We start from the raw sequence: 13,824 nt of genomic DNA, 5'->3' as shown, positions 1-13,824 counted from the left end.
GTCTCGAAGGTGAGGGGACCGTCGGCGGACGCGGCGGGGGTCTCGAAGGTGAGGGGACCGTCGGCGGACGCGGCGGGGGTCTCGAAGGTGAGGGGACCGTCGGCGGACGCGGCGGGGGTCTCGAAGGTGAGGGGGCCGTCGGCGGACGCGGTGGGGGTGACCAGGGTGGTGGGACGGTCGGCCGGTGCGGTGGGGGCGGCCGGGGCCGGAGCGTGGGCAGCGCCGGCAGCGTCGGACAGCCGGGGGGCGGACGGCGTGGGCGCGGCCGGGGTCAGGGAGCGGACGGCGCCGTGCAGGCGTTCGAAGACCTCCTGCGGCATGGTGTCGACCCGGTCGAGGATCGCCGCCGCCCGCGGGTCGGTGGCTCGCGCCTCGCGCTTCTCCTCGTCGGTCAGCAGCATCGTGCGCAGCGTGAGGATCTCGTCGATCTCCGCGGCGTCGTGCAGGTCGCCGGGGCTCTCGGGGGCGACCTGGGGGTGGTCGGGCAGAATGATCGGCGCGGACAGCAGGACGGGCGCGGTGTCCCCGCTCCCACCGCCGAGCACCGGGAAGGTGAACTCGTTGCGGCACGCACGCGCGGGTGCGGCCAGGTCCGCCGGCGGGTCGATGAGCGAGACGAACTCCATCCCGGCGCCGCCGACGAGGGTGTGCGTGGCGATGAGGGCCCGGCGCAGGGCCTCGTCCCGGGGCGTGCGCGGCGGCGGTGCGGGCGCGGTGTTCGTGGTCCGTACGCGGATCCGGCACAGGTCACCGGAGAGCCGCTCGGCGCTGACGGTGGTCTCGGCCCGGATCTCCTCGCGGCCACGCACCACCCGCCCGGCATCGTCGGGCAGCGGCTCGACGTCCTCCCCCGCCGGGGCGCTCACCGCGACGGTGCGTCCGCCCCGGAGGAGTTCGTCGAGCGGGGCCTCGACCTCGCACTCGCGCGGCAGGGCCTCGTCGAAGGTCAGGTGCACCGCGCCGTCGCCGGTGCGCAGCGACTCGACGGGCCGGCCTGCCTCTTCGATCTGCTTGCGCTGCATCTGGAGGTAGCGGACCCGCACCCGGACCCGGGCGCTGTCCGGCTGCCGGATGCGCAGCAGGCACTCGGTCTGCTGGTACCAGGAGTCGGCGGAACCGGAGACGCCGGGGGTGACGGGGCCGTCCGCCTCCACCCAGTCCCGGGGGAACAGCACGCCGAACTGCCAGCGGACACGGTTCTTCGTGGAGGAGCGGCGGTAGGGGTACAGGAGGTAGCCCTCGTAGAGGACGGCGTCGGCGACGGCGCTGAGCTGCTCGAAGACGCCCGGGCAGGGGTCTGCGCCGTCCGTCGTGGCAGCGCCGTCCGTGCCGCCCTCGACCAGTGCCTCCGCCATCGCGCCTCCTCGTCCCTGTGTGCACGCGCATTCCTTCCACCACGGTCACACCGGTCATCCACGGTCGCCTCCTCCGGCGCAGCGGTATTGGGCCGTTCGGGGTGGTCGTCAGCCGTCACCCGGCCGCGCGGGACGGGAGCACAGCACGGCGACGGGCCCGTCGGCGCCGATGCGCGCGACGGGCCCGTGCCTCAGGTGCGCGGTCAGCGCCGCACGCGGGACAGCCTGCGCGCCAGCAGCGGGACGACGACCGCGGCGGCCACCACATGGGACGCGGCGAGGACGATCCGGGTGGACGTGGCGGTGTGCGGGGCGACGGCCGGGCCGGCGAGGGACAGCGCGGTGAGGACGACGGTGGTCACGGTGAAGGTGCGGGCGGGCCGTTCGGCCCAGCGGGCCAGGGCGACCGCGAGGACGATGCCGGCGACCGACCAGAACAGCACCCCGCCGAAGAAGCCGCCGACCGGGATCTCCGCGGCCCGCGCGGCCCCGGGACCGGCCGCTTCCATCGGGACGTCGGCGGCCCGCGCGACGAGCGCGAACGCCTCCGTCACCAAGGCGCCGGCGAGGGCGGCCAGAACGCCGACCAGCCACACGGGCCGGGTGGAGAGCAGACCGGACTCGGTCCGCGCTGCCTGGGTCTGAGATGTCGTCACGCTCATGTCGCTGTCTCCTGACGGGGGTTGGGACGCGGTGGGGGTACGGAGAGGTGGACCGGAGGGCGGCGCGGAACTCATCGGTGCCCGGGGACGTTTTCCCGGGGCCGGTGGTTCGTCCGGACGGCACCCGTCACCCGATGGCACACATCACCCGCACGAAACCGGCGCGTCACGGGAAGGCGTCACCTCATGGACCAGCCGACACAGCACCCCCGCCCCACCACCAGCCCCGCCGTCACGACCCTGGCCGACCCGCTGGTCAACAGGGGCACCGCCTTCACCCGCAGCGAGCGCGAGGAGCTCGGCATCGACGGGTTGCTGCCGCCCGCCGTGGAGACCCTGGAGGAGCAGGCCGCCCGCGCCTACGAGGCGTTCCACGGCTACGACAAGCCCCTCAACCGGCACATCTACCTGCGGCAGCTCCAGGACACCAACGAGGTGCTCTTCTACCGTCTGGTCACCGACTACCTGGAGGAACTGCTGCCCGTCGTCTACACGCCGACGGTGGGCGAGGCCTGCCAGAAGTTCAGCGAGATCTACCGGCGGCCGCGCGGTCTGTTCCTGACCTGGGAGGACCGGCACCGCTTCCGCGACATCCTGCGCAACCGCCCGCACCGCGACCACGACGTGGACGTCATCGTCGTCACCGACGGCCAGCGCATCCTGGGCCTCGGCGACCAGGGCGTCGGCGGCATGGGCATCCCCATCGGCAAGCTCAGCCTGTACACGGCGATCGGCGGCATCCACCCCGCCCGCACCCTGCCGGTCCTGCTGGACGTGGGCACCGACAACGAGACCCTGCTCGACAACCCCCGCTACCTGGGCCGGCGCGCCCGGCGGCTGACGGGCGCCGAGTACGACGAGATGATCGAGGCGTTCGTCTCGGCGGTGGAGGCGGAGCTGCCGGGGACGCTGCTGCAGTGGGAGGACTTCGCCACCGCCCACGCGCACCCGATCCTCGCCCGCTACCGGGACCGGCTGCTGACGTTCAACGACGACATCCAGGGCACCGCGGCCGTCACGCTCGGTGCCCTGTCCACGGCGGCGGACGTGGCCGGCACCCCGCTCACCGAGCAGCGCGTGGTGATCCTCGGCGCGGGGTCGGCCGCCATCGGCGTCGCCGACATGATCCGTACGGCCATGGTCGACGAGGGCCTGTCGCAGGACGAGGCGACGGCACGGTTCTGGATCGTCGACATCGACGGGCTGCTGGTGTCCTCCCGTTCCGAACTGACCCCGCAGCAGCGGGTGTTCGCACGCGACGACGGTGAGGTGGCCGGCTGGGACGGCAGCGGCCTCGCGGAGGTGGTGCGCCGCGTCGAGCCGACGGCGCTCATCGGGCTGTCGACGGCGCACGGCGCGTTCACCGAGGAGATCGTGCGGCAGATGGCCTCGACCTGCGAACGGCCCGTCGTCTTCCCGCTGTCCAACCCCACCTCGCACTCCGAGGCCGACCCCGCCGACCTCACCCGGTGGACCGACGGGCGGGCGCTGATCGCCACCGGCTCGCCCTTCCCGCCGCTGAAGGTCGACGGGCGCGAGGTGCCCGTGGCGCAGTCCAACAACGTCTACGTCTTCCCGGCGATGGGCCTGGCGGTGACCGCGAGCGGGGCCACCCGGGTCACGGACCGCATGCTCGTGGCGGCCGCCCGGGCCGTCGCCCGCTGCGCGGTGCGGGCGGCCGGCGGCGAGGACCTCCCCGTGCCGCTGCTGCCGCCGCTAACCGGCATGCGGGAGTCCGCCCGTGAGATCGCGCTGGCCGCGGCCCTCGCCGCCGTCGGGGACGGGGTGGCCCCGCGGGCGACGGAGGAGGAACTGCGCGAGGCCGTCGCCCGGGCGCAGTGGACGCCCCGGTACGAGGACTAGGAGCCGTGTGCCGGTCCTGCGGGACGTACGGTCGGACCACACGACGGTCGACTTCGGAGGCATCGGCGGCATGGAGCAGCGGCGACCCCTGTCCGACGGCGCGCTGGACGCGGCGGCGGATGTGTTCCAGCGGCTGCGTCCGCGGCTGTTCGGCATCGCCTACCGGGTCCTGGGCAGTGTCACCGACGCCGAGGACGTGGTGCAGGACGTATGGCTGCGCTGGCAGGACACCGACCGCGGCACGGTGCGGGACCAGGGCGCGTTCCTGGCGAAGATCACCACACGGCTGGCGATCAACGTGTCCCGGTCGGCGCGGGTCCGCCGCGAGGCCTACGTGGGCCCGTGGCTCCCGGAGCCGGTGGACACCGGCGTCGATCCGCAGGTCGGCGCGGAGCGCGGCGAGGCGCTGGAGCTGGCGGTGCTGCTGGTCCTTGAGCGGCTGAACCCGGTGGAGCGGGCGGCGTACGTGCTGCGCGAGGCGTTCGACTACGGGTACGACGAGATCGCGGACATGCTGGAGCTGAGCCGGGCCAACACGCGGCAGATCGTCAGCCGGGCGCGCAGGCGGCTGTCCGCCGAGCGCCGGGAACCGGTCGACACGGCTCAGCACCGGCGGCTGCTCGACGCGTTCGTCGCCGCCGCGCGCGAGGGCGACGTCGCCGCCCTGGAGAGCGTGCTGTCCGCCGACGTCGTCGCCTACGCCGACGGCAACGGCATGCGGGGCGTGGCCCGCGTGGAACTCGTCGGGCCCGTGCGCGTGGCCAGGGTCACCGCCTTCGCGCACCGGTTCTTCCCCGGCGCCGAGTACGGCGTGGTCGAGGCCAACGGGCAGCCGAGCCTGCTGCTGATGCGGGACGGGGTGGCGGTCGCCCTGGTGAGCGCGACCGTGGGCCCCGACGGCATCGACGGGCTGTACTGGGTGCTGGCACCCGAGAAGCTCCGGGCGTACGAGCGGTCGGCCCGCTGGGTGGCCGGCCGCTCGTAGCCCGCCGGGTCAGTGCCGCGTCAGCCACTCCTCGTAGCGGGTGCTCGCGAGGTGGGTGCTGTCGTCGCCGGTGAGCACGTCGGGCATGCCCGCGAACAGACCGGCGCTCTCGTCGGTGACGACGGTGCGGCCGTCCGGCTTCACCGCGAGGGTGATCTCACCGAGCAGGTCGAGGCGGTGCACCTCGGGGCCGGCGATGTCGCGGATGCCGCCCGAGGGTTCGCCCTGTGCCGCTTCGGCGACGGCCGCGGCGACATCGGCGGAGGCGATGGGGCGCAGGCGGATCGACGGCAGCCGCACCTCGCCGCCCTCGGTGGACATGTCCATCACGGGCGCGACGAACTCGAAGAACTGGGTGGCGCGCACGATGCTGAAGGGCACACCGCTGCCGCGCACGGCGTTCTCCTGGGCGACCTTGGCCTCGTAGTACCCGTAGCCGGGGACCTGGTCGACGCCGACGATCGAGAGCGTCACGTGGTGGCGGACGCCCGCCTCCTTCTCGGCGGCGAACAGGTTCCGCGCCGAGCGGGTGAAGAAGTCCAGGGCCGGTTCGGTGTCGAAGGAGGGCGAGTTCGACACGTCCACGACCACGTCCGCGCCTTTGAGTGCGGCTGCCAGTCCTTCGCCGGTGAGGGTGTCGACGCCCGTGGAGGGGGAGGCCGGCACGGCCTCGTGACCACCCTCGCGCAGGAGGGCGGACACCTGGGAGCCGATGAGGCCCGTACCGCCGACGACCACGATCTTCATCACTGTCTCCGTTCGCTGAGGTGCTGACTCACCAGAGAGACAGGGCGGGGCGTGGATCTGTGACAGCCGGGCCGGAACTCAGTCCGCCGGCACCGCCGCGGGCAGGCCGAGCGCGGTCGACACATGGCGCCAGATGGCGGAGAGGGCCGTGGCGAGGGTGACCGCCGGGTCGCGCAGCATCAGGCGGATGCCGTAGCCGTCGCACAGGGACAGCACGAGCGTGCTGAGGTCGTCGACGTCGGTCGGCGTGAACTCGCCGGAGTCGATGCCGCGCCGTACCGCGTCCGCCACCCAGGCGTGCAGTTGTGCGTAGAGATCGACCGCGAAGACGCGGGTGGTCTCGTCGCGCAGGGCCCGCACCCACAGTTCCTGCCAGAGCCGCCAGTCCTGGTGGAGTTCGGGGTCGGTCGGCAGCAGGTTGCGCACGATGCGGGCCAGGATGACCGCCGCCGGGGCGGTCTGCGCTTCACGTTCGACGTCGACGGCGGTGTTGGCGAAGGAGTGGGTCATCGCCTCGGTGAACAGTTTCTCGCGGGTGTCGAAGTGGTAGTGCAGCAGCGCCGTCGACACTCCGGCCCGCTCGGCGACCATCCGCATGCGGATCTTCTCGAAGCCGATGTCGGCGATGACCTCGCACGCCGCGGTCAGGATGCGCTCGCGCGTGTCTGCCGTGCGCACCTTGGTGCTCACCCTGCGGCTCCCCTCGGTCGACGGTCGTACGCGAGGACCATCTTCCCTCACGGCCGGCCCACCGGTGCTGGTGCCCCGCTTCGGGGTTCCTCGTCGTAGGCGTGGAAGCCCCGGCCGGACTTCCGTCCGAGCAGCCCGGCCTCCACCATCCGGGACAGCAGCGGGGGCGGCGAGACAACGCGGGGCAGGACTGCACGGCCCCGGCACGGATGCTCGTGGACCGGCGGATCCACGACGACTTCCTGGCCGGTTCGCCGAACGGGCCGCCCGGCAGCGGCCCGGCGCCCCGGACGAGGAGGAGACCGACTTCGGTCCGCTCGCCAACGCCGGTCAGCTCGCCGCCGTGAGCGGCCTGCTGGAACGTCTGCCGGGCCACGCCGAGATCGTGACCGGAGGGGCGGCCCTGCCCCGTCCGGGCTACTTCCACCAGGCCACCGTCGTCGCCGGGGTGCGGCAGGAGGACGAGATCGTGCAGAGCGAGGTGTTCGGCCCCGTCGTCACCGTCCAGCCCTTCACCGACGAGGCCGGGGCCCTGCGCCTGGCCAACACGGTCCCCCAGGGGCTGGCCGCGAGCGTGTGGACGCGCGACCACGACCGGGCCATGCGGGCGACCCGGGCGCTGCGGACCGGGATCGTCTGGGTGAACACCCATGGCACGACGGTGTCGGAGATACCGCACGGCGGCGTCGGCCACTCCGGATACGGCAGCGACCTCTCCCTCACCGGCCTGCTCGACTACACACAGGTCAAGCACGTCATGCTGTGACGGCCGGCTGCGGACCCGCGCGGAGGTCCGAGCCGGCCGGCGCTCCTCACCCGACCCGGATACCGACGATGCACGTGTCGTCGTCCGTGTCCGACCTGCTGTAGGTCAGGAGGCGGTCCAGCTGCTGGTCGAGCGTGCTGGGTGCCGTTCGGGCGGTGGTCAGGAGGTGGGTCAGGGACTCCTCCACGGGCCGGTCCCGGCGCTCGACCAGGCCGTCCGTGTACATCAACAGCGTGTCCTCGGGCTGTAGTTGGAGCTCGGTCTCCTCGTACACGGCCTCGGGGACGGCCCCCAGCAGCAGTCCCTTGACCAGGGGCAGGGGGGCCGCTTCGGTGTCCCGGACGAGGACGGGCGGGAGGTGCCCGGCCCGGGCCCAGCGCAGCGTCCGCGTGACCGGGTCGTACAGTCCGCACACCGCGGTCGCGGTGACCGCTCCGGTCAGGTGGTGCGCCACGATGTTCAGCCAGGACAGCAGCTGGCCCGGCCCGGCGCCGGTCACGGCCAGGCCGCGCAGCGCGTTGCGCAGGACGACCATGCTGGTGGCGGCCTCGATGCCGTGCCCGGCCACGTCCCCGACGCAGAGAAGCACCTTCCGGGACGGCAGGACGACGGCGTCGTACCAGTCGCCGCCCACCAACTGCTCGGTCTCCGCGGGCCGGTAGCGCACGGCCACCTGGAGACCGGACACCTGCAACGGCGCCTGGGTGGGCGGCATGATGGCGTGCTGCAACTGCAGGGTGAGCCGGTTGCGTTCGGTGGCCTGCTGCTCGGTGTGCGCCAGCTGGTCGCGGGTCGCGGCGAGCGCCACCTCGGTCCAGTGCTGGGCGGAGATGTCCTGGCAGGCACCGCGGACCAGGAGCAGCCGGTCGTCGGTGTCGAGCACCGGTTCGGCGACGATGCGGATGTGGCGGGTCACCCCGTCCGGCCGCTGCAGCCGGAAGGCGGCCGCCGCGGGCCGCTGGTGGTGCAGCAGGGTGCGCAGGAAACGGCGGATGGAGACGCCGTCGTCCGGGTGGGCGTGGGCCGGCAGCTCCTCCAGCGGCACCGGGGTGCTCGTCTGGGGGCGTCCGTAGAGGTCGAAGAGCTGCCCGTTCCAGGTGATCTCACCGGTGAGCACGTTCTCCTCGAACCCGCCGATGCGGCCCAGCCGCTGGGCGTGCTGGAGCAGGCTGGCCAGCCGGGCCGTCTCGTCCTCGATGCGCCAGATGAGGAGGACGGACATGCCGTGGCGGCTGATGCTGATGTCCGCGACGGTCGACAGCGGGACCTGGTCGACGAGGGCGGTGAGGTTCATCCGGCGGGCCCGGAAGGGCTCACCGGTGGCGTAGACCCGCTCGACGCGCTGGAACAGCTCGCTGTCCCCGGCGGCCATCGGGTAGGCCTCCAGCAGCAGCGCCCCGTTCACGACGGCCCGGGGCCGGCCCGCCGGGTCGAGGAAGCGGTTGTTCACGTGCTGGATGCGGAAGTCCACCAGGTGCCCGTCGGCGTCCAGATGCGGCACCAGGACGAGGGCCGGGTCGTACAGCCCGTCGGCCAGGTCCATCAGCTCGGCGGCGTCCGGCAGCACCCGCGGCTCCTGGGCCGCTCCGTGCGGGGGCGTGTACATCTCCAGGGTGTGGGCGCACAGTTCGGCCAGCGCCTCCACCTGCCGGACGATCTGCGGGGGCTGCGGCTCCAGCGGGGCCGGCCAGGCGATCTCCAGCACACCGTGGATCCGGCCGACGGTGCCGGCGGGCAGGGCGGCCCGGCCGCCGTCCGGATGCTGGTGCAGGCCGATGGTGGGCAGTCCGGTCACACCGAGGGTGGTGATCCACTGCCCCTCGCGCTCGATGAGGCCCCGGCGCGCCACGGTCACCACGTCCGGCGGGACGTAGCGCCACCGCTCCGCCTCGGCCGGTGAGAATCCGGCGCTTCCCGCGAGGGTGAGTGAACCGTCGGCACCCACGGCCCATATGGCCACGGCCACCGCGCCGAGGGGACGCAACGCCTGCTCCAGCAGGGCGTCGGCCACGGCCTGGGCGTCGTCCGCCGCCAGGACGCCGCTCTCGGCGGCGCGCAGGCGTACGGCGGCCGATTCGGTCTCCGCCTCGTCGGCGGCCCGGGTCGCGGCGAGGAAGGCGTCCGTCACCTCGGACATCCGGTCCCGGGCGGCCTGGTTGATGACGTCGACGGCGAGTTCGAGGGGGGTGACCTGGGCCTGCTCCGCCAGCTGGGCGAGCTGCCGGGCGGCCTGGGCCGGTCCGCATTTGAGCCGCTCGACCAGGACCCCCTTGGCGAGTTCGATCAGGGCCCGCCCCTCGGCCTCGGCCTGGGCGGCCCGCACCTCCCGGCTGAGCCGTTCCACGGTGGCGGCGAGACGGCCCACGGGGGACGCGGCCGGCGGGTCCTCCGGGCCGGCGGGTGCTTCGTCGCGCGGCTCGGGCGACCCGTCGGAGACGACCGCCCCTCCGGAGGTCGCCGCCTCCTCTTCGGACGACTCGGGCTCCCCGTCGGGGACACGGGCCGGCGCGTCGAGGCCCACCGGCGGCCAGGAGGGCTCGAAACCGGCGGCCGAGCCGCGCTTCGGCTCGCCGTCACCCGGCTCGCTCGACTGCTCGGACATGCTCACGGTGTGGATGCTCCTCGGCTGGAGTGCCCTGGGGCGCGGGTCGACGGGCGCTGCGAGGCGTCCGGCCCGATGGTGTGCGGGTCGGACGCCGGTGTGCTCATGCCGGCAGCCAGCGGCGGACGCAGGCCATGAGGTCGCGCGTGTCGACGGGCTTGGTGACGTAGTCGCTGGCACCCGAGGCGAGACTCTTGTCCCGGTCACCCGGCATCGCCTTCGCCGTGACGGCGATGATGGGCAGCTCAGAGTACTGCGGCATGCTGCGGATCTCGGCCGTCGCGGTGTAACCGTCCATCTCCGGCATCATCACGTCCATCAGGACGAGGGCGACGTCCGGGTTGTTCACGAGCGTCTCGATGCCTCTGCGTCCGTTCTCGGCGTGCAGGACGCGGAAGCCGTGCAGCTCCAGGATCCCGCTCAGCGCGAAGAGGTTGCGCGCGTCGTCGTCGACGACGAGGACGGTACGGCCGGCCGAGGCGTCGTGGACGGCGGGCGGCGACAGCTGCTGCGGCCCCTCGGCGCGGACGAGGGAGAGCACGTCCCCGGGTTCCTCCGCGGACAGGTGCAGCGCGATGCGCTCCCGCAGTTCGTCGAGGCTGGACAGCAGCTCCAGTGCGCCGCCCTCCGAGCGGGAGCGCAGCGTCTCGTCCAGGGGGGCGTCCGTGGGGTGGCTGCTGTGCACCAGCACCGGCACGCTGGTCAGGGCCGAGTCGCCCTCCAGGGCCTGGAGGAAGCGGGACGCCTCGTCGTCGCGCATGCCCAGCTCCAGGACGACGCAGTGGCACGGCTCGGACGCGAGGGCACCGGCCGCCTCCTGCGCGCCGACGGCGGTGATGATGTCGACGGCGGGCCCCTGGGCACCGTCCGTCCTGCCGTGCGTCAGGTCGGCGACCACGCTCTCCGCGACGAGGGTCAGCAGACCGCGGGACCGCTCCTCCACGACGAGCAGGCGGCGGGGCCGGGGGCCCGGCCCGATCTGGGGCACCGGAACGGAACCGGTCACTCCCTCCGGTGCGGGCTCCGACGAGACGCGCTCCAGGGGCCGGCCGGTGTGGAGCAGTTCCTCGAAGTCGGGGCGTGCCACGGGCAGGAACAGCGTGAAGGTGCTGCCCAGGCCGGGCGTGCTGTGCACGGAGACGGCGCCGCCGAGCAGTTGGGCGATCTCCCGGGTGATGGACAGGCCGAGACCGGTGCCGCCGTACTTCCGGCTGGTCGTGCCGTCCGCCTGCTGGAACGCACCGAAGATCGTCTCCAGGTGCTGCTCCGGGATGCCGATGCCGGTGTCCTTGACACGGAAGGCGACCACGGAGGCGCCCCGGACGACGCCTTCGGGCACCTCGTCGTCGTCCGCGGGCTCGATGCTCAGTTCCACGCCGCCCTGCTCGGTGAACTTCACGGCGTTCGACAGGAGGTTGCGCAGGACCTGACGGAGCCGGGAGTCGTCCGTGAGCACGTCCGCGGGGGCGCCCGGCGCGGTGGTCACCGTGAACTCCAGGCTCTTCTGCGTCGTCATCGGCCGGAAGGTGGCCTCCACGTACTCGATGAGCTGACGCAGCGTCACCCGCTCGGGCGTGACGTCCATCTTGCCGGCCTCGACCTTCGACAGGTCGAGGATGTCGTTGATCAGCTGGAGCAGGTCCGATCCGGCGGAGTGGATGATCTGGGCGTACTCGACCTGCTTGGGCGTGAGGTTGCGGGACGGGTTCTGTGCGAGCAGCTGGGCGAGGATCAGCAGGCTGTTGAGCGGGGTGCGCAGTTCGTGGCTCATGTTGGCCAGGAACTCCGACTTGTACTTCGAGGCCAGCGACAGCTGCTGGGCGCGGGTCTCGAGCTCCTGGCGGGCCTGCTCGATCTGCAGGTTCTTCGCCTCGATGTCCCGGTTCTGCGCGACCAGCAGCGAGGCCTTCTCCTCCAGTTCGGCGTTGGAGCGCTGCAGTTCCTCCTGCTGGACCTGCAACTCGGTGGACCGGGCCTGGAGTTCGACGGTGAGGCGCTGCGACTCGACGAGCAGCTCGTCGGTGCGGGCGTTGGCCACGATGGTGTTGACGTTGACGCCGATGGTCTCCATCAGCTGCGCCAGGAAGTCCCGGTGGATCTGGGTGAAGGGGGTGACCGACGCCAGTTCGATGACGCCGAGGACCTGGCCCTCCACCACGATGGGCAGCAGCACCAGCGCGGACGGCACCACCTGGCCGAGTCCGGAGGAGATGGTCACGTAGCCGTCCGGCAGCTCCTCCACCATGATGGTGCGCCGGCTGCGGGCGGCCTGGCCGACCAGGGTGCGGCCGAAGGCGATGCGGGAGGGCCGGTTGCTCTCCTCCGGGTAGCCGTAGGAGCCGACGAGCCGCAGTTCGGGCCCGTCGTCGCCGTCCTCGGCGAGGTAGAAGGCCCCGTACTGGGCCGACACCAGCGGGACCAGTTCGTCCATGATCAGCTCGGCGACGACGGGCAGGTCGCGGTGGCCCTGCATCAGGCTGGAGATGCGGGCGAGGTTGGTCTTGAGCCAGTCCTGCTCCTGGTTGGCCCGGGTGGTCTCGCGCAGGGACTCCACCATCGAGTTGATGTTGTCCTTGAGCTCGGCGACCTCGCCGGACGCCTCCACGTTGATCGACCGGGTCAGGTCGCCCTCGGCGACGGCGCTGGTGACCTCGGCGATGGCCCGCACCTGGCGGGTCAGGTTGCCCGCCAGCTCGTTGACGTTCTCCGTGAGGCGCTTCCAGGTGCCGGAGACGCCCTCGACCTCGGCCTGGCCGCCGAGGCGCCCCTCGGTGCCGACCTCGCGGGCGACCCGCGTGACCTCGTCGGCGAACGCGGACAGCTGGTCGACCATCGTGTTAATCGTCGTCTTGAGTTCGAGGATCTCGCCGCGGGCGTCCACGTCGATCTTCTTCGACAGGTCGCCCCTGGCCACCGCGGTCGTCACGAGCGCGATGTTGCGCACCTGGCCCGTGAGGTTGTTGGCCATCGAGTTGACGTTGTCGGTGAGGTCCTTCCAGGTGCCGGCGACGTTCGGCACGTGCGCCTGGCCGCCGAGGCGTCCCTCGGTGCCGACCTCGCGGGCGACACGGGTGACCTCGTCGGCGAAGGCCGAGAGCGTGTCGACCATCGTGTTGATGACCTCGGCCAGCGCCGCGACCTCGCCGGCGGCCTCGACGGTGATCCGCTGCGACAGGTCGCCGCGCGCCACGGCGGTGGCGACCTGGGCGATGGAGCGGACCTGGCCGGTGAGGTTGGACGCCATGACGTTGACGTTGTCGGTGAGGTCCTTCCAGGTGCCCGACACCCCGCGGACCTGGGCCTGGCCGCCGAGGCGCCCCTCGGTGCCGACCTCGCGGGCGACCCGCGTGACCTCGTCGGCGAACGCCGACAGCTGGTCGACCATCGTGTTGATGGTGCTCTTCAGCTCCAGGATCTCACCGCGCGCGTCCACGGTGATCTTCTGCGACAGGTCGCCCTTGGCGACCGCCGTGGTCACCTGGGCGATGGAGCGGACCTGGCTGGTGAGGTTGCCCGCCATGTGGTTCACGGAGTCGGTCAGATCGCGCCAGACTCCGGCCACGCCGGGCACCTGCGCCTGGCCGCCGAGACGTCCCTCACTGCCGACCTCGCGGGCGACCCGCGTGACCTCGTCGGCGAACGCCGACAGCTGGTCGACCATCGTGTTGACGGTCTCCTTCAGCTGGAGGATCTCGCCGCGGGCGGGCACGTCGATCTTCTGCGACAGGTCGCCCTTGGCCACCGCCGTGGCGACCTGGGCGATGTCGCGGACCTGGGTGGTCAGGTTGCCCGCCATCGCGTTCACCGAGTCGGTCAGGTCGGCCCAGGTGCCGGAGACGCCGGGTACCTCCGCCTGGCCGCCGAGGGTGCCCTCGGTGCCGACCTCGCGGGCCACGCGCGTGACTTCGGAGGTGAACACGGACAGCTGGTCGACCATGCCGTTGAAGACCGTGGCGATGTCGCCCATGAGGCCGTCCGCGTCGTCCGGCAGGCGGGTACCGAAGTCCCCGTCACGGACGGCCGTCAGTCCTGCCAGCAGCCGACGCAACTCCTGGTCGCCCGGCACCGCGTCGACGACCCCAGTGCTGTCGCTGGTCATGTGCACCCTCGTTCCGCTCCCCAAGAGCCCTCGAAGCCCGAGGACTCGGAACCCC

At 72.6% G+C, this 13,824-nt stretch carries 9 protein-coding genes; 3 read left to right on the top strand and 6 right to left on the bottom strand.

Going from position 1 to position 13,824, the window contains the following annotated elements; genetic code table 11:
• Both ACFV20_RS29530 and ACFV20_RS29525 read right to left on the bottom strand, forming a co-directional pair.
• Window positions 1-1,355 (bottom strand): hypothetical protein (locus tag ACFV20_RS29530; RefSeq protein ID WP_385661918.1); only part of this gene is annotated, 1,355 nt, incomplete at its 3' end.
• 203 nt (window positions 1,356-1,558) lie between these two features.
• The gene (locus tag ACFV20_RS29525; protein WP_385661915.1) at window positions 1,559-2,017 is read right to left on the bottom strand and encodes a DUF6069 family protein; all 459 of its coding nucleotides are present in this window, start codon (window positions 2,015-2,017) and stop codon (window positions 1,559-1,561) included.
• A gap of 186 nt (window positions 2,018-2,203) precedes the next feature.
• Between ACFV20_RS29525 and ACFV20_RS29520 the strand changes: the two genes are divergently transcribed.
• Both ACFV20_RS29520 and ACFV20_RS29515 read left to right on the top strand, forming a co-directional pair.
• Window positions 2,204-3,880 (top strand): NAD-dependent malic enzyme, encoded by a 1,677-nt coding sequence (locus ACFV20_RS29520; RefSeq protein WP_385661912.1) that lies wholly within the window; start codon window positions 2,204-2,206, stop codon window positions 3,878-3,880.
• A 70-nt stretch (window positions 3,881-3,950) separates the two neighbouring features.
• Complete coding sequence (locus ACFV20_RS29515; protein ID WP_385661937.1) at window positions 3,951-4,865, top strand: RNA polymerase sigma-70 factor; 915 nt, start codon at window positions 3,951-3,953, stop codon at window positions 4,863-4,865.
• Window positions 4,866-4,874: 9 nt separating this feature from the next.
• Here ACFV20_RS29515 and ACFV20_RS29510 read toward each other — a convergent pair whose 3' ends face one another.
• Window positions 4,875-5,612 carry an SDR family oxidoreductase gene (locus tag ACFV20_RS29510; protein ID WP_385661909.1) on the bottom strand — a complete coding sequence of 246 codons (738 nt, stop codon included), beginning with the start codon at window positions 5,610-5,612 and terminating at the stop codon, window positions 4,875-4,877.
• Window positions 5,613-5,690: 78 nt separating this feature from the next.
• Window positions 5,691-6,302 carry a TetR/AcrR family transcriptional regulator gene (locus ACFV20_RS29505; protein ID WP_385661907.1) on the bottom strand — a complete coding sequence of 204 codons (612 nt, stop codon included), beginning with the start codon at window positions 6,300-6,302 and terminating at the stop codon, window positions 5,691-5,693.
• Between the two features lie 190 nt (window positions 6,303-6,492).
• Here ACFV20_RS29505 and ACFV20_RS29500 point away from each other — a divergent pair, with 190 nt between their 5' ends.
• The gene (locus tag ACFV20_RS29500) at window positions 6,493-7,068 is read left to right on the top strand and encodes an aldehyde dehydrogenase family protein (protein WP_385661934.1); all 576 of its coding nucleotides are present in this window, start codon (window positions 6,493-6,495) and stop codon (window positions 7,066-7,068) included.
• Window positions 7,069-7,114: 46 nt separating this feature from the next.
• On the opposite strand, the gene ACFV20_RS29495 is transcribed toward ACFV20_RS29500, so the two are convergent.
• Both ACFV20_RS29495 and ACFV20_RS29490 read right to left on the bottom strand, forming a co-directional pair.
• Complete coding sequence (locus ACFV20_RS29495; protein WP_385661931.1) at window positions 7,115-9,670, bottom strand: SpoIIE family protein phosphatase; 2,556 nt, start codon at window positions 9,668-9,670, stop codon at window positions 7,115-7,117.
• 103 nt (window positions 9,671-9,773) lie between these two features.
• Window positions 9,774-13,769, bottom strand: coding sequence for a HAMP domain-containing protein (locus ACFV20_RS29490; protein ID WP_385661904.1), 3,996 nt, complete (start codon window positions 13,767-13,769; stop codon window positions 9,774-9,776).
• Between the last annotated feature and the right edge of the window lie 55 nt (window positions 13,770-13,824).

Origin of the sequence: Streptomyces sp. NPDC059696, from assembly GCF_042733745.1 — a bacterium.
Taxonomy (GTDB): Bacteria; Actinomycetota; Actinomycetes; order Streptomycetales; family Streptomycetaceae; genus Streptomyces.
The sequence above is the reverse complement of the archived record's forward strand: the minus strand, read 5'-3'. Positions and strand labels throughout refer to the sequence as shown.